General features: G+C 58.7%; 13 protein-coding genes. 4 read left to right on the forward strand and 9 right to left on the reverse strand.

Annotated features, from left to right (window positions below):
* Positions 1–2 precede the first annotated feature (2 nt).
* Positions 3–2177 (reverse strand): polyphosphate kinase 1, encoded by a 2175-nt coding sequence (ppk1, locus tag GRX76_RS18240; RefSeq protein WP_236250462.1) that lies wholly within the window; start codon positions 2175–2177, stop codon positions 3–5.
* Between the two features lie 88 nt (positions 2178–2265).
* On the opposite strand from ppk1, the gene GRX76_RS18245 reads away from it, so the two are divergent.
* From GRX76_RS18245 to GRX76_RS18255, 3 genes are all read left to right on the forward strand, one after another.
* Positions 2266–3747, forward strand: a complete 1482-nt coding sequence (locus GRX76_RS18245) for a Ppx/GppA phosphatase family protein (RefSeq protein WP_160154587.1) — start codon at positions 2266–2268, stop codon at positions 3745–3747.
* Positions 3747–5237: a YdiU family protein gene (locus tag GRX76_RS18250; RefSeq protein WP_160154588.1), complete on the forward strand. Its 1491-nt coding sequence runs from the start codon at positions 3747–3749 to the stop codon at positions 5235–5237. The genes GRX76_RS18245 and GRX76_RS18250 overlap by 1 nt, the downstream gene beginning before the upstream one ends.
* Before the next feature lie 169 nt (positions 5238–5406).
* Positions 5407–5820 (forward strand): DUF2147 domain-containing protein, encoded by a 414-nt coding sequence (locus GRX76_RS18255; protein WP_160154589.1) that lies wholly within the window; start codon positions 5407–5409, stop codon positions 5818–5820.
* A 208-nt stretch (positions 5821–6028) separates the two neighbouring features.
* Here the strand turns inward: GRX76_RS18255 and GRX76_RS18260 are convergent, their stop codons facing one another.
* The 5 genes from GRX76_RS18260 to GRX76_RS18280 all read right to left on the reverse strand — a co-directional run bounded on the left by GRX76_RS18260 (position 6029) and on the right by GRX76_RS18280 (position 12276).
* On the reverse strand, positions 6029–7549 hold the full coding sequence (locus GRX76_RS18260) for a DHA2 family efflux MFS transporter permease subunit (protein WP_160154590.1): 1521 nt from the start codon (positions 7547–7549) through the stop codon (positions 6029–6031).
* Between the two features lie 69 nt (positions 7550–7618).
* Positions 7619–8701: an HlyD family secretion protein gene (locus GRX76_RS18265; protein WP_201276859.1), complete on the reverse strand. Its 1083-nt coding sequence runs from the start codon at positions 8699–8701 to the stop codon at positions 7619–7621.
* Positions 8698–9144, reverse strand: a complete 447-nt coding sequence (locus tag GRX76_RS18270) for a MarR family winged helix-turn-helix transcriptional regulator (RefSeq protein ID WP_236250463.1) — start codon at positions 9142–9144, stop codon at positions 8698–8700. The genes GRX76_RS18265 and GRX76_RS18270 overlap by 4 nt, the downstream gene beginning before the upstream one ends.
* Before the next feature lie 317 nt (positions 9145–9461).
* Positions 9462–10853, reverse strand: a complete 1392-nt coding sequence (locus tag GRX76_RS18275) for a uracil-xanthine permease family protein (protein WP_160154592.1) — start codon at positions 10851–10853, stop codon at positions 9462–9464.
* A gap of 67 nt (positions 10854–10920) precedes the next feature.
* Positions 10921–12276 (reverse strand): 8-oxoguanine deaminase, encoded by a 1356-nt coding sequence (locus GRX76_RS18280; protein ID WP_160154593.1) that lies wholly within the window; start codon positions 12274–12276, stop codon positions 10921–10923.
* 54 nt (positions 12277–12330) lie between these two features.
* Between GRX76_RS18280 and GRX76_RS18285 the strand changes: the two genes are divergently transcribed.
* Positions 12331–12519 carry a hypothetical protein gene (locus GRX76_RS18285; RefSeq protein WP_160154594.1) on the forward strand — a complete coding sequence of 63 codons (189 nt, stop codon included), beginning with the start codon at positions 12331–12333 and terminating at the stop codon, positions 12517–12519.
* Between the two features lie 60 nt (positions 12520–12579).
* On the opposite strand, the gene GRX76_RS18290 is transcribed toward GRX76_RS18285, so the two are convergent.
* The 3 genes from GRX76_RS18290 to GRX76_RS18300 all read right to left on the reverse strand — a co-directional run bounded on the left by GRX76_RS18290 (position 12580) and on the right by GRX76_RS18300 (position 17014).
* Positions 12580–13959 (reverse strand): DUF1329 domain-containing protein, encoded by a 1380-nt coding sequence (locus tag GRX76_RS18290; RefSeq protein ID WP_236250464.1) that lies wholly within the window; start codon positions 13957–13959, stop codon positions 12580–12582.
* Positions 13960–13975: 16 nt separating this feature from the next.
* The gene (locus GRX76_RS18295; protein ID WP_160154595.1) at positions 13976–15832 is read right to left on the reverse strand and encodes a DUF1302 domain-containing protein; all 1857 of its coding nucleotides are present in this window, start codon (positions 15830–15832) and stop codon (positions 13976–13978) included.
* 144 nt (positions 15833–15976) lie between these two features.
* Positions 15977–17014 carry an AraC family transcriptional regulator gene (locus tag GRX76_RS18300; RefSeq protein ID WP_201276860.1) on the reverse strand — a complete coding sequence of 346 codons (1038 nt, stop codon included), beginning with the start codon at positions 17012–17014 and terminating at the stop codon, positions 15977–15979.

The following is a 17014-nucleotide window of genomic DNA, read 5'->3' on the forward strand; positions in this document are numbered from 1 at the left end:
GGTTACACATCTCGCTTTTTCAAATACCGGTAAATCGCATCCTGCGAGCGCACATTGCGCTTGCTCTTGCGGTTGGCAATGCGACCATTGCTCTGATCCGCATCCAGTAACCGGGCCTTCTGGTTGTCCTGCCATTGCAGTTCGAGAATATCCAGCACTGTCCGGCGGTGCTCGGCAGAGAGCAGCGGAAAGGTCACCTCTACCCGGAAATCCAGGTTGCGGGTCATCAGATCGGCAGACGAGAGATAGACCTTTTCCTCGCCACCATTGTGGAAGGCGTATACCCGCGCGTGCTCCAGAAACTTATCCACCAAGCTGATGACCTTGATATTGTCAGACAGGCCTTTGCTCTGGCACAGCAGCGAGCACATGCTGCGCACGATGATGCGTACCTTAACGCCCGCGTCACTGGCCCGGTAGAGGTGTTCAACCACCTCGGAATCCACCAGGTTGTTGCACTTGATGAAAATCTCCGCGCGCTCGCCGGCCACCGCCGCGGAAATTTCCCGCTCAATCGCCGCCAGCAAATTGGGGCGATTGGAGTGTGGCGACACCCAGATGTGCTCGTAGTCCGGCTGTAAATGGGTCTGCTTGATGAAATCAAATACCCGGTAGGCATCCAGACCCAGCTTGTCATCACTGGTGAGCAGGCTGAAGTCACAGTAAAAGCGCGCGGTACTTTCGTTGAAATTGCCGGTGCCAAAGTGGCTGTAATAGCGCTCGCGCCCCGCCTCCTCGCGCACGATGGAAATCAGTTTGCAGTGCACTTTCAGACCGGGCACGCCGTAAATTACATCGACGCCGGCGTCGCTCAACTCACTGGACCAGTGCAGGTTGGCCTGTTCATCAAAGCGCGCCTGTAACTCCACCACCGCGGTGACCTGTTTCTGGTTGCGCACCGCGTTAACCAGGGCTGCCACCACCCGGGAATTTTTTGCCACCCGGTAGAGGTTGATGCGAATTTCCCGCACCTTGGGGTCAATCGCCGCGGAGGCCAGCAGCTTGGTGATCACCCGGAAGTCGTGATACGGGTAATAGCAGAGGCGGTCGCTTTCTCTCAGCCAGTCAAAAATATTGGCACTGTCCGGCAGCGTGGGCAGCGGCTTGATGCTGGCGTAAGTATGCCGTTTGATATCCGCCGGAAAACTCATGAAGTCTTTGGAATTGTGGTAGCGGCCGCCGGGGGTATAGCTGTCATAGCGCCCCATCTTCAGCTTTTTCTTGATCGCCTGCAGCAGTGCCTCGGGCATGGTGGAGTCGTACACCAGACGCACCGGCTCGGCCTGTTTGCGTTTTTTCAGGGACTTGGCGAGACGGTCAACGATATGCTGGGTGACATGCTCGCCCATTTCCAGCTCGGCGTCGCGACTGATTTTGAAGGTGAAGGCCGCCGCCTTTTCGATCGGCAGCACGTAGCGGAATACATCCAGCAGACAGGCGCGGATCACGTTATCGAGAACGATATATACCTTTTCATGGCGGCCGTCCCGGTGGGGGATGGCGATAAACCGCGGCAGTATATCCGTGGGAATTTCCAGCGCGGCGAAGCGCAGGCTGCCATCTTCCAGCTCCAGATAAATCCCGAAGTAAATGCTCGCTTCGTTCAGTAACGGCATGGTGTCCCGGTCATCAATAAAAAAGGGCTCAAGCTCCGGAAGCACCTCCCGGTGAAAGAACTCCTCCACATAGACCCGCTGGCTGTCGGTCAACTGGCGCTCGTTGATGACATGAATATTGTGTCGCCCCAGGTCTTTCAATGCCTTGGTATAGGCATTGCCAAAGCGCGCCTGCAGCCGCAGCACTTTTTCATTGATGTCCCCCAGCAGTTCGGAAAAATGCTCTTTTTTCTTGCTGCCCTTGGCAAAAGTGGCAAGGCGGCGTACATCCGCCACCCTAACCCGGTAGAATTCATCGAGGTTGTTGGAAAAGATGCCAAGAAAGCGTACCCGTTCAATAATAGGTACGCTCTCGTCTTCCACTTCCTGCAGAACACGGGCGTTGAATGAGAGCCAGCTGAGCTCTTTGGGGTATAGGGGAATCTCTTTTGCCATACTCTCTACTGCGTTTTCCAGCAAATTGCGTCCGTGAGCGACAGAGTTTTCCGGGTGGCCCAGACGTTTCGGTGCGCACATAGTTTCCGGCGCAACAGGGTCTAACACCAGCGTATCGTTAGTCATTGGCAGATTTTTTCCGGCACATCAAAGCCATAGGTGATAATCACGCAGTTTGCTACATTTTTGTTACAGAGATTTGACAACCAATAAGATGACAAACGACACCGACAACGGGCACGAACGTTACGCCGCACTGGACCTCGGCTCCAACAGTTTTCACTTGCTACTGGCGGAATTCCGCGACCAGCGCATGGTGCGCCTGCACACCGACCGCGCCATGGTGCGCCTGGCGGAGGGACTGGATGCCGAGTGCAATCTGGATACCGCGGTGGCAGAGCGCGCACTGGAAGCCCTGCGACGTTTTGCCCCGGTGATCCAGGGTTTGCCCGACGACAATGTACGCATCGTCGGCACCAATACCCTGCGTGCCGCCAGCACCCGAGCCGACGGCTTCCTGGAAGCGGCAGAAGCCATTCTCGGCGCCCCCATTGAAATCATTTCCGGTATTGAAGAAGCACGCTTGATTTACTCCGGGGTCATGGCGGCGGCAGAAGGCCCGCCCTGCCTGCGCTGTGTAGTGGATATTGGCGGCGGCTCCACGGAGCTGGTGCGCGGTGTTGAAACACCGCGGCAGTTACAGAGCGTCAGCATGGGCTGTGTCGCTTTCAATCGCCGCTTTTTCGACAATGGCAAAATTGAATCCGGCAAACACAACAATTTCATCCGCGCCCGTCGCGCGGCCCAGGCGGAATTACAGGAGCTCAGGCACCTGGCAGACGATGCACTGGTGATGGGCGCCTCCGGTACCGTCAAATCGGTGGCGCGCGTGCTGAACGATGGCGAACTGCTGCCGATACTGCGGGAAGATCTGGATAAGCTCGCCGAGCGGGTAGCGGCCTGCAAAACCGTCAATGCCATTGACCTTCCCCACCTGGACCCCGAGCGTCGCCCGGTGTTTGCCGCCGGTCTCGCCATTCTGCACGGTATATTCCGCGAGCTGGATATCCGGGAAATGCATGTCTCTCCCTACGCGATCCGCGAGGGCATAGTGCACGACCTCGCCGGGCGCGCCCACGGTGGCGACCGCCGTGCGGATACCGTCAGCACACTGATGGAAAACTGGAATATCGATCCGGACCAGGCCAGGCGGGTCGCCAATACGGCGCTGCAATTTTTCGGCCACCTGAACCCGCATTCGCTGATGTCACAGAGGCGCATGTTGCGCTGGGCCGCGGACCTGCACGAAATCGGGCTGGCGCTTTCCCACAGCAGTTTCCGCAAGCTGGGTTCGTATATGATCGAGCACGCCGATATGGCGGGCTTCGGCAAAAGTGAGCAGGAAAACCTGGCCTACCTGGTGCGCAACCAGCGCGGCGACATCAAAGCCGTGCAGGAGCACTACGGCTTCCACCCCAACAACGACCTGCTACTCTGCCTGCGCCTTGCCTGTATCGTGCACCGGGATCACGTCGACCGCAGTATCGATGGCCTGCAACTGTCCGCTGACGGCCCCGGCTACAAACTGGCGATTCCCAGCGACTGGCTCTACCAGAACCCGGCCATCGAGGATCTGCTGGCGCTGGAGGTAGAGTGCTGGGACGACAAACATATCAAACTGACATTGAGTGATTAGTGCCAAATTCCAACGAATCATTTACCCCCCTCAAAGACCTCTGCCTGCACCACCGGTACGCCGACCTGGGCGCGGTATTCGGCACCCCCACCGCGCCGACACCACTGCAGAAGCCGCACCTGATTCACGTCAATACATCGGCAATGGCACTGCTGGGTTTGGACCCCGCTGAAGCAGAGCACCCGGACTGGGCCCAGCTCACAACCGGCGAAAAATTATTTGCCGGCAGCAAACCCTTCGCGATGAAATATACCGGTCACCAGTTCGGCGGCTACAACCCCGACCTCGGTGACGGTCGCGCACTGTTACTGGGTGAAGTCGAGCACGGCGGCAAGCGCTGGGACCTGCACCTGAAAGGCGTCGGCAAAACCCCCTACTCCCGTTTTGGCGACGGCCGCGCGGTTTTGCGCTCCACCATCCGCGAGTACCTCGCCGGTGAGGCCCTGACCGCGCTGGGAATTCGCAGCACCCGTGCCCTGTGTATCGCGGGCAGCGAGGAACCGGTGGCGCGGGAGAAAATGGAAACCGGCGCGGCCCTCATCCGGGTTGCCCAGAGCCATGTGCGCTTCGGGCACTTTGAATACCTGTTTTACACCCGCCAACTCGAGGCCCAGCACCAGCTGGTGGAATTTGTGTGCGCGCAATTTCTGCCGCAGGTGGCCAATGCGCCGGTTCAGGAACAGGCCGAGGCATTGCTGCGGTTTACCGTACGGCGCAGTGCGGAACTGGCGGCCGGCTGGCAGTCGGTGGGTTTCGCCCACGGGGTGCTGAACACCGACAATATGTCGATCATCGGCGACACCTTTGACTTCGGCCCCTACGGTTTTCTCGACGATTACGAACCCGGATTTATCTGCAACCATTCGGATCACACCGGGCGCTACGCCTTTGATGCACAACCGGGCGTGGTGCTGTGGAACCTGAATGCCCTGGCCCATGCCTTTTCATCACTGCTGGATACAGAAGTCCTGAAAGACTGCCTGGGTCAGTTCCAGCCATTGTTGATCGAGGCCTATTCCGGTTTGATGCGGGCGAAGCTGGGCCTAGCCCTGGAGGACGATGGCGACCAGCAGCTGTGTGCCGACCTGCTGCAATTGCTGGCGGACGGGCGGGTGGACTATTCACTGTTTTTCCGTGCCCTGAGTCGCTATTGCGGCGAGCGTCCGGCGGCGGCGCTGGAAGCACTGGTTGCCCCTTCCCAGCATGAGGCACTGCACGGCTGGCTGGGACACTACGACCAGCGCCTGCAGAAGGAGACGCGCTCAGCACAGGAGCGCAGTCGCGCCATGCTGGCAACCAACCCCAAGTTTGTACTGCGCAATTACCTGGCCCAGCGGGTCATTGATGCGGCGGAAGCCGGGGATTACCAGCCGCTGGAGACACTGTTTACCTTGTTGCAGTCGCCGTTTGCGGAGCACCCGGGGTTTGAGAGCTGGGCGGCCGCGCCGCCGGAGTCAGGAAAGCATTTGCCGATCAGCTGCTCTTCCTGAGACACAACGAAAACATAACAATATTGCGAGCCAAAACATCTGGTTAAAACACTTGGTCAAAACACCTGGGCAAAACTATCGGACTACACTGTGGTGGATGCCCCGAGGCGGAAATAGACCAGATATGGTGTTATGGTCACACCCTGTTTCCCTTAGCGATGGATGCCTTATGAAAACTCTATTCCTTGCAATTACCACTTTGCTGTTGAGCACCCAGCTTGCCTTCGCCGATGTTGTCGGCCGCTGGAAGACGATCGATGATGAAACCGGGCAGGCGAAGTCGATCGTGGAGGTTTATGAGAAAGGCGGTAAATATTACGGTCGGGTGGTGGATCTGTTGATGAAGCCGGACGATACGGTGTGTGATGCCTGCCCGGGGGCGAAGAAAGGCCAGAAGATTGTGGGCATGGATATCATCACCGGGATGGTGAAGAAAGGAGATATCTACGAGGGCGGACAGATCCTCGACCCGGTGAAGGGCAAGGTATACGACTGCCGGATGTGGGAAGAAGGCGGTAACCTGATGGTACGGGGCTATCTCGGCTTCTTTTATCGCACCCAGACCTGGTATCCGGTGAAGTAAACCTCATCTCGAATACAGTCTGTGGCGGGCAGGTGCCAGCGGAAGGGTTTTCGGAACCGGGCTAGGCGCCCCCCTTAAATACATCCCTGTACGCTGCGTCGGCGACATCCCTGTCGCCGACGCTTCCGAAAACCCTTCCGCTGTCCCCTACCCTTCCATTCTGACTCCTGTAGCTTCGAACAGAGTCCTGGAAGCTACAAAATTTGCGTCACCCCTTCCTGTCGGGATTCGATAACAAAAACACCAGCGGCATCGCCGCGATATTGATCCACATCAGCATCTGGAAATCGTTCACGTACGCAATCTCCGCCGCCTGTTGGGTAATGGTGCTCATTACTTCCGCCGGTAGTGCGCTGAGCTGGTCAGCGGATGGCAGGTTCATTCCCGGTGGGATCTGAACCCGCTCGCCCAGCTGCTGCTGGTTGATCCACAGGTTACGTGTCAGCGCGGCCATCACGATGGACACGCCGATACTGCTGCCGAGGTTACGCGACAGGCTGAACAAGGCGGTGGCTTCGCCGCGCAAGCGCGGCTCCAGGGTGGCGTAGGCCAGGGTGGATATGGGGACGAATACCAAGCCCAGTCCCAGGCCCTGTACAACACCGGTAACGATCAGGTCGTGCTGGCTTACCTGCAGGTTGAAGCCGGTCATTTGCCACAGGGAGAAGGAGATCAACCCCATTCCCAGCAAAATTAACCCGCGCGCGTCAAAACGCTGCATCAGTTTACTCACCAGCATCATCGAGATCATGGTGCCGATGCCCCGCGGCATGAGGATCAGGCCGGTGGTGACGACCGGGTAGCCTTTCCACTGTTGCAGGAAGGACGGCAGCAGGGCCATGGTGGCGAGCAGGGTAATGCCGACGATGAAAATGAACACGACGCCGGAGGCATAGTTCTTGTCGCGGAACAGTCCCGGTGACAGGAAAGGGTTGCTGGTGGTGCGCGAGTGCACGATAAACAGATACAGGCCGAGCGCCGCGGCGATGGCGTAAAGCTGGATTTCCAGTGCCTCGAACCACTCCACCTGTTCGCCCCGGTCCAGCAGCATTTGCAGTGCGCCTACCGCCAGCGCGAGCATGGCGAAGCCAAAGGCGTCGAAGCGCAGCTTGCGGGTTTCGGTCTCGGGTACGAAGAAATAGATCCCGAGCATGGACAGGATGCCGAACGGCAGGTTGATGTAGAACACCCAGCGCCAGGAGTAGTACTCGGTGAGCCAGCCGCCGAGTGTGGGGCCGAGGATCGGGCCGATCATCACACCGACGCCCCAGATTCCCATGGCGGAGGCATGCTTTTCCTTGGGATAGGTGTCGAGCAAGGTGGCCTGGGACAGCGGCACCAGCGATGCACCGAATACACCTTGAAGTACGCGCCACAGGATCATTTCATTCAGGCTGCTGGCCTGGCCGCAAAGCATGGAGGTAATGGTGAAACCACCTACCGACCACAGGAACAGCTGGCGGCGACCGAAGCGCTGGGCGAGAAAGCCCACCGGCGCAGTCATGATGGCGGCGGCGACGATGTAGGAGGTGAGCACCCAGGTAATCTGGTCGCTGCTGGCGCCGAGACTGCCCTGCATATGTGGCAGGGCGACGTTGGCGATGGTGGTGTCGAGTACCTGAATGATGGTGGCCAGCATGACGCTGAGGGCCACCATCAGTTCACCACCGCGCGCTTTGGCCTGGGGCCCCGGCGCAGTCTGGGCGCTGGCTTGTGCCGTTTGACTCATACCCGTTTCATACCCGTTGTCTCATACCCACTGACTTACACCAATCGACTCGCGGTCAGGCGCGACCGCTTAAAGTACGACACGGCTGTCATCGCCATTGGCGGCGCGGGCAGAAACCAGCTTTTTGTCTTCCGCAGTATCGATCACCACTTCCGCACTCATGCCCGCACGCAGCACCGGGACCGGGCTGTCAGAAACATGGTCCACCGGCAGCAGGCGCAGGCGCACCGGTACCCGCTGTACCACTTTCACCCAGTTGCCACTGGCATTCTGCGCTGGGATCAGCGCGAACTCACTGCCGGCAGCGCCACTCAGGCTTTCCACCAGCGCCTGGAATTTGACGCCGGGGTAGGCATCCACGGTGATTTCCGCCTGTTGCCCCGCGTGTACATGTTCCAGCTGGGTTTCCTTCAGGTTGGCTTCTATCCACATGTCATCGGTGCTGAGCAGTGTCACCACAGACATACCGGTCACGGCCAGTTCACCCACCTGTGGCGTCTGGTTGGCGATGACGCCAGACACCGGCGCCACGATGCGGGTGCGGGAGAGCTGATAACGGGCTTTTTCCAGCTGTGCCTGGGCCACCATCACATCGGCCTGCTGCTCCAGCGGCACCTGGGAATTCCCCCCCAGCTCTGCACGCAGGCTCGCAAGCTTTTCCGAACTGATGGCAATTTTCGCGCGGGCCTGATCCAGCTTCTGGCGAGACTCGTCCAACTGAGATTCCGACAGCGCGACCTTGCCGAGCTTTTCATTGCGGTCCAGCTGGCGGCGGTAGAATTCCGCATCGGTCTGGGCCTGCTGCAACTCCGCCTCTGCCTCGGCGTAATCCGCCTGGCGGGCGTGTACCTGGTTTTTCATCTGCGCGAGATGGGCCTCGGCTTCCGCCACGGCCAGACGGAAGGTGGTGTCGTCCAACTGCACCAGCAGATCGCCCTTGTTCACGTGCTGGTTGGCCTTGATGGGCACCTCGGCGACGATGCCGCTGACTTCCAGCGCGAGGGACAGCTTGTCGGCTTTCACGTAGGCATTGTCGGTGTGTACGCTGTTGCCACCACCCCAGATGCACCAGGCGGCGATAGCGCCGGCGATAGCGATACCAAAGCCAAACGCCAGTGGGCGGGATTTCATTTTATTCACGACCTCAGTCACTCGACCGTCTCCTCTCGGCTCAGGTTTTCACGCACCCGGCTCAGTAAATGCATCAATTGCCGCTGCTCATCCGCGCTGATACCTGCCAGTGCCTGGGCACGGGTATGTCCAGCGAGGCCCTGGAGAGTTTCCAGCACTGGGGCCGCGGCATCGGTAAGAAAAATACGGAAGCAACGCCGGTCCTGGGGATCGGGCCGGCGTTCCACCAGCCCCTCAGATTCCAGCAGGTCTATCTGGCGGGTCAGGGTAATCGGGGCTACGTCCATGCGCTCGGCCAACGCCGCCTGCTTCAGCCCCTGGTCTTTATTCAGGATCCAAAGGACCTGCCAGCGGGAACGGGTCAGCCCATGACTTTTGGCGCGGCGGTCAAAATTGCGTTTTAACAGGCGCGCGGCAGTATGTAACTCGAAGCCCAATTGGGCTGCGGTATCGGTTTTATTCACGGATTTTTTACATTCCGGGCATTTTTGAGGGTGCTTATTGTAAGCATGCTTACGAATTTGGCAAGTTAGCCCCGAGTGACAAGCATCCGTAAACATCCGGTGACCGGGAATTCAGCTCCGAGGCAATGCCAATGTCAGAGCCAGTGTCAGAGATAGGAATGGACGAATGAAGGAAAGCTGAAGAGAGAATGACAAGCGAATGAATGGAATCGGAGCAAAGGAGGTAAAAGCCACAACCGGCAACTGTTCAGGAGTGGAGATGACAACAGCGACCCGGCGCAGACATACGGCGCCGGACCGCTGATCGAGCAGAGACCCTAAAGTGATTGTGCGCTGATTTCCCCGACCGTCATTTCAGGTTCAGCCGTTTCGCCCAGCTCACGCTCGCGCCCCGGCAACACCAGGTTCAGCACTATCGCCGTAATCGCCGCGGGAATCAGCCCCGATTCAATAATCGCCTGCAGGTTTTCCGACAGATTGATGTACAGCCCCTCGTTCGCCGGCAGGCCGATGGCCACCGCCAGTGACAACCCGATCACCATCATATTGCGCTTGTTGAATTCAACCTGGCTCAGCATCTGGATACCGGCACTGCCAATCATCGCGAACATGATGATCACGGCCCCGCCCAGCACACCGCTGGGGATGCTGGTGATCAGCGCGCCCAGTTTCGGCACCAGTCCGGCAATCGCGAGAAAGCCACCACCAATGGCAACCACATAGCGGCTGACGACACCGGTGAGCGCCACCATGCCCACGTTCTGGCTGAAACTGATCTGTGGATAACTGTTGAAGATCCCGGCAAACACCGTGGTGAGCCCGTCGGCCATGACGCCGCCAGACAGCTCGCGCTGGGTCGGAGCCCGGTTCAGGCCGCCGGCGGTGGTACCGACGATATCGCCTATAGATTCCGCACATGTAACCAGCGACAGCAGCACCACCGGCACGATCGCCGCCATATGAAATTCAATCCCGATGGCAAACGGCCGCGGCAGTGAAATCCAGCTCGCCTCGGCAACCTTGTCAAAATTGACAATGCCAAATCCAATGGCCGTCACAAATCCCACCAGCAGTCCCAGTAGTGGCGCGGCTTCTGACCAGATGCCGCGGCCAAACTGGTGCAGCCCCACGGTTACGAAAAACACCAGCGCCGCCAGGGAAATATGCTGCAGCGATCCAAAATCCTCGGCGCCGTAACCGCCACCGATATACGCAAAGCCTACCGGCATCAGCAGAATACCCAGCATGATGACAAAGGTGCCGGTCACGATGGGCGGAAACAGGGTCCGCAGCCAGGGCAAGAAGAACCCCACCAGGGCCATGGCGATACCGCCACAGAGACCGGCACCCAGTGCCGCGGGCACCCCCATCCCCACGGCGATGGGAATCAGCACCGGTACAAAGCCAAAACTGGTGCCCATAACAATGGGCAAGCGCGCACCGATGCGGCCAATTCCCAGCGACTGGATCAGGGTTGCGACGCCGGCGACAAACATCGCCGCCTGTACCATAAAGGCGGTGTCTTCCGCGGATAAGCCGGCAGCACCGGCAATCACAATCGGTACCGTGACATTGGCCACGAACATGGCCAGAACATGCTGGATACCGAGGGGCACCGCTCGCGTCAGCGGCGGCATGTAGTTCACATCACGATTTTCGGGCGCAACTGTCCCGTTGGCCACTTGCGGGCCTGTAGAGATGCTAGACATTGGAATTTCTCCTGATTTTTATCGTTATTCAGGTAGTTGTTCAGGTCGTTGTTCAGTTTTTTCGGATTCAGAGTGCACGACGCAAGCGCTGCGCGGCCTGGCCGTGTCGCGCCATCAGCGCCTCCAGGTCCAGGTCGACCGGTAGGCCTTCGAGGATCCGCCAGCGCCCCGCAACCATCACCCGGTCTGCGCGGCTGGCGCCGCAGAGCAGCAGCGCGGCCAGCGGATTTTCCGCACCGGAAAAACGCAGCTCATCGAGACGGAACAGCGCCAGGTCTGCCTGGCTGCCCGGCTCCAGGGTGCCGATATCCGAGCGCCCGAGGCAGCGTGCAGAACCTTCGGTAGCCCAGCGGATCACCGCCTGATGGGTTACCTCCGCGGGGCTGTAACGCAGGCGACCAAGCAACAGGGCCTGGCGCATTTCCTGTAACAGGTTCGAGTGATCCGCCGACGCGGAGCCATCCACCGCCAGACCCACCGGCGCACCCGCCGCCTCCAGTTCCAGAGTCCGGCACAGTCCGGAGCCCAGTACCATGTTGGAAGAAGGACAGTGGGCGATACCGGTGCCGGCGCTGCCCAGGCGCTGGATTTCAGCGTCGTCAAAGTGGATGCCGTGCGCCAGCCAGGTACGGCCCGACAGCCAGCCACAGTCCTCCAGGTAATCCAGTGGACGCATGCCAAACAGGCGCTGGCAGAATTCGGTTTCATCACCGGTCTCGGCAAGGTGGGTGTGCAACCGCACATCGCTGCTCTCAGCCAGGCGCGCACTTTCCCGCATCAATTCACGACTTACGGAAAACGGCGAGCAGGGAGCCAGTGCCACCGTAATCTCCGCGCCTTCGCCGCGCTGGTGGTAACGATCGATCAGGCGCTGGCTGTCATCGAGAATCGTCTGTTCGTCCTGGACCACGGCCTGGGGTGGCAGGCCGCCGTCCTCTTTGCCAAGGCTCATGGAGCCGCGAGTCAGCGCCGCGCGCACCCCGAGTTTGCGCGCCGCCTCCACCTGGCAATCAATGGCGTTCGCCAGGGCTCCGGAAAATATGTAGTGGTGATCTGCCGCGGTGGTACAGCCCGACATCAGCAGCTCTGCCATTGCCAGCTCGCTGGCGACACTGAGTTGCTCTTCATCGAGATTGGCCCAGACGTCATAAAGCGTCACCAGCCAGGGGAAAAGTTCTTTGTTGAGCGCCGGGGAATAGGCGCGGGTGAGAGTCTGGTAGAAATGGTGGTGGGTATTGATCAGGCCCGGTAGTAGTACGTGTTGCGAGGCATCGAACACCTCGTCTGGCGGCACACTGGGCCGGCCACCGGCAGGCACCTTTTCCACAATCCGGTTGCCGTCGATAACGACGCCGCCGCCGGCGTCATCATCACTACAGGCCAATGGATTGCGAATCCACAAAGTGGCAGTTTCTCGCTTCACAGGTCTCTCCTTCCTCGCCTTTCTCGCATCGCAGGCGCACACCGGAACCCCGGTATGCAGTTGTTTATTTTTTTGTATACATTAATGTATTCAAAATTGCCCCACTTGGGTGCGGATGTCAACCGCAAAAATATCGGGGAGAGACGTGGTAGGCGCGAAGAGGCAAAAGTTCCGCCAGGCTGCGGGGATTCGGCCGGCGCCGACGGGGATGAAACAGGCGAAGGTGTGGATAACACAGGATAAAAAAAGGCCGGCAAAGCCGGCCCAAGAGAAATTGCGAGGACACCGCAATAGAGAGATTGTTTAGCGGCCGATTCTGCGCAGTGCGGCGGAAGAGAAGTCCCGGCGGTTAACCTTGTTGCCCCACTCCATGAACTTCGGTTCCTCGTTCGCCAGACCGGTCACCAGGTAGCGGCCGGAATCCAGGTCGTGAAATACCTCGGCGGACATCCAGGGGGTACCCACGTCGTAGAACATCACGTTGTGGCCCTCACCCAGGCGCCACAAATTGCCGCGGCCATCGTAGTGGTCCACGACCGACACGCCCCAGGTATCTTCGTCCAGGAACATGGTGCGCTTGGCGTAGATATGGCGCTCGCCGTCTTTCAGGGTTGCCTCCACTTCCCACACCCGGTGCAGCTCATAGCGCAGGTGCTCCGGGTTTAGGTGGCCGGCCTGCACGATGTCGTCATACTTCAGTGCCGTATCCATCAGCTTGTAGTCGTTGTACGGGATGTACATTTCACGCTTGCCGATCAGTTTCCACTCGTACTTGTCCGGGGCACCGTTGTACATGTCCAGGTTGTCGGCAGTGCGCAGGCCGTCGGTGCCTTCGGCAGGACCGTCATAAGCCACGTTCGGCGCGCGGCGCACACGGCGCTGGCCGGCGTTGTAGACCCAGGCGCGACGGGCTTCTTTCACCTGGTCCACGGTTTCGTGTACCAGCAGCGCGGTACCTGTAAGACGCGCCGGTGCGGTGATCTGCTGCAGGTAGTAGAACAACACATTGTCGTCGCCCTTGTCGTCGCGGCCACCGTCGAGGAATTCAGGCCACACCAGCTGGTCGGTGAACTTCACCGGTACAAAGGAACCGTCCGCCTGCACCGGAATTGCGGTGGTGTTGCGAATAGCGGAACCGCCGCGGTAACGAGTAATGTGGTTCCACACCACTTCCAGTGCGCTCTGCGGCATCGGGAAGGGAATCACGGTGTCGAAGTTGGTCACGCCGTTGCCGCCGGAGACCAGCTCTGCATTGACGGCGTTTTTCTTCACCACGTCGTAGAGGGACTCAGGGTAGGCCGCGGTGCGACGGGTCTGGTATACCGGCATGCGGTATTCCGGGTACTTCTTGAACATGGCCAGCTGGCCCGGGCTCAGTTTGTCTTTGTACTGATCCAGGTTGGCGTTGGTGATCTCGAACAGCGGCTTGTCTTCCGGAAATGGATTTACCGGACGACCGGGGTCGCCGTTGGCTTTGGCCACTTCACCACCGCTGATCAGGCCGCCGTTCCAGGCGGGAATACTGCCTTCCGCATTGCCCGCTTTTACCGCACCCAGTGGCGTCAGGGAATCACCCAGCTTGGCTGCATCCTGTTCGGAAACCTTGGCAACTGCGCTTCCCGCTACCAGCGACATCAGCAGCATCGCTGCCACAGTCATTTTTTTATGCATGGTCTTTTTCATGTCTGCTACCTCTTACTTAGTAGGAGAGTTTGAAGCTCAGGGATACGAAATCCTTGTCTTCCAGAATGTTGTGGTTGCCACCGTCGAACGCGGTGTAACCGAGGGTCGCGCTGTACTTCAGCTTGTACACGGCTTCCACTGCCAGGCCGAGGGACTTGGCGCCCTCGTTAAACTGCTGACCGGGCTCCGCGGAGTAACCATCCACGTCGTGGGACCAGGCCAGTGTCGGGTTCAGGGAAATACCGGCAAACACATTGGGGTATTCCAGTGCCGCGCGCGCGCGATAACCCCAGGCGGAGTCGGTAACATAACCGTCGGCGCGACAGTCACTGTCGATCTGCCCCATCGCCACCAGGTTGGAGCAATTCACACCGTTACCCAGATCGAAATCGCCAATACCAAACACGGTGTTGCGGCCGTAGCGCTGGTCGGAATCTTCCACCCCGTCCAGCATGGACACACCCACTTCACCAATCAGTGCCAGGCGTGAAGCGCCGAGTACGCGCTCGAAGAACTTGATTGCGGTAACCTGCAATTGGGTCTGGTCGAAGGTGTCAAATCCGGCGACTGCCTCTCCATAGCCGACCGCGTTCACTCGGTTGGAAAAGGTGAATATCGGGCTTTCCGTCAGTGCGCCGTAAAGAACATCGGTGCCGTTGATCTGCACCGGGGTGTCGGGCTTGTAGGACAACTCACCGGACAGGGCGATGCCGGACACATTGGTGGCAAAACTCAGACCGTATACTTTCAAGTCTTCGGGAAAGCTCACCTGATAGCCGGGGTTCAACGCCGACAGTTGGCCACCGGTTGGGTCCAGAGATTCAGGGACAAAAATCAGCGGGTTTCCAAGCTGGTCGGTCGCGCCCGTTGCCGGCACAGAAGAGCGAATCGCGCTGACGTAAGGCATGCGCGAGTGAATATTCATGAAGTAAACACCGAACTCGGTATCGTTCAGCGCAGCTGCATAGTAGCGCGCGGCAAGACCGTACTGACCGCCATCTTCCGGTTCGATATCTGTCAGACGCTGCGCATAAAAGCCCTGCTCCACCGCGGCCTGATCTGCAAGCTGAATGGTTACGCGATCACAGCCGTCCGCCGCATAGTCCGCGGAAGAAAAGTAGGTGCCGCAACCGTCGATCTGGGTTTTCTCCCACTCGTATTGGTAAAAACCTTCGATGCTCAGGTTTTCGGTAACACCGGCGTTGAAGTACCCCATTCCCACTGGCAGCAGGCCTTCTTTCAGTTCCGCACCCGGGCGTCGGAATGCGCTCACATCTACCGGGTTGATGGCATTGATGCCGCCCTGGATAAAGGTACTTTCACCCCAGCTCAACACCTGGCGCCCGAGGCGCAGGCTGACGGGCATCTCGGCAATTTCCGTATCCAGGTAGGTGTAGGCATCCAGTACCGAAAGACCGGAGAATTTGGCAAATTCGGAAAAGCCTTCGTCGGAAAGAGGCCTATTGGCTGCGTAATTATTCGAGTTGGTACCGTGCGCGCGATTCTCGTCTTCCAGCTCTTTGTCGTACCAGTATTTAACCCGCAGGAACATTCCGAAGTTGTCTTTCGACAGCTCGATGTCGTGCACGCCCTTGATAATTTTTGAAAAGGTCTCGCCTTTTTCGAAGTTCAGATTGCCGTCATCAGTGGTGCTGGTAAAACCGGTTCCGCCGTTGAGGTAACCGATAAAGTAAGGATCTGCGTCGCCAAGACGCCAGCTTGCACCGACGTCCAGCTGCGAGTTCACCCGCAGAGAAATGTCATCGTCTGCACCGAAATAAAACTCGGCGGCCTGTGCGGGTACTACGGCAGCGCTGATGGCGGCAGCGAGCAAAACTCGATTGAAACCAGAAAAATTTATTCTTATAGGCATTGGTGTTCTCCCATTCATGCATGGGAAAACTTAAAACGAGAGCCGCCAAGGGTCGATCCCGTTCAATGTGCGTTACGTGCCAGTTGTTTATCCGTACATGCCGCACAGGGATCGGGGTGCCAGTGACAGCAAAAAAGCACCGGCTTAATTAAGGTGATGCACCACTTGGTTTTCCCGGTAGTCACCGGGTGTCAGCCCGGTCCAGCGCTTGAATGCCCGATTGAAATTGGTGACCGATGAAAAGCCCACCAGGTAACCGATTTCGCCCAGGGACAGGTTGGCCTGCCCCATGTATTTGACGGCCAGCTTCCTGCGCGTTTGCTCAAGGATTTCCTTGTAGCTGGTGCCTTGCTCACTCAGCCGACGCTGCAAGTTGCGCAGACTCATGCCCAGATCCTCAGCCACCTCGGTCTGTGCTGGCGCACTACCCGGCAGATAGTCGTAGATCTTGCAACGAATCAGATTCACCAGGTCACTTTTGTCCACCCGGGCCAGGTACTCATCCAGCATGGCCTCGTGGCTGCGGGCGAGAAAACTGTTGTGAGTCAGCAGCTTGCGCTTGGCGTGCTGCTGCCGGAAAACCACCGCGTTATAGCTGTAGCCATAGTGGATTTCGCAACCGAAGAATTCCTGCAGAGGATCCACCGCTTGCCTGGGCTGCTCGGCCTCCAGATAAACACACAGCGGTGTAAGATCGCTGCTAACCAGGTCCCGCGCGAACTTGACCAGCGAGGCAATAAAGACCTCCGCCTCGCGCATGCCCAGCCCCGGCACTACACGCTGTTCAAGGCGCACCGGGCGAATACCGAATTCAAAACCGCCGGTCACTTCTTGCAGACGCACATTGCACAGGCTGGAAACGATACGCCGGTAACGCACGATGTAATCGAGGCTCTCGCACAGGCTGGGCGCTGACATCATGGCGTAGCCCAGTACATGCAACATACTGGGGTGGAAGTTTTCTGCCATCAGCACTCGCATATCCCGCCCAGGGGCGCGGGTGCTGGCATAGTTCAGCAGCTCCACCAGTTTGGTGAGAGTCACCCTGGATTCCAGATCCCCGAGCTCCTCCCAGTCAATTTCACAGGCCGCCAGCGCCTCCGGCACATCGATATCACAAGCCTGCATGGCCCTGACCATCAGGATCAGCCAGCCACTCATCACCGCGTGTTCAATATTCAC

It is taken from the genome of Microbulbifer sp. ALW1 (assembly GCF_009903625.1).
In the GTDB taxonomy this organism is placed as follows: domain Bacteria; phylum Pseudomonadota; class Gammaproteobacteria; order Pseudomonadales; family Cellvibrionaceae; genus Microbulbifer.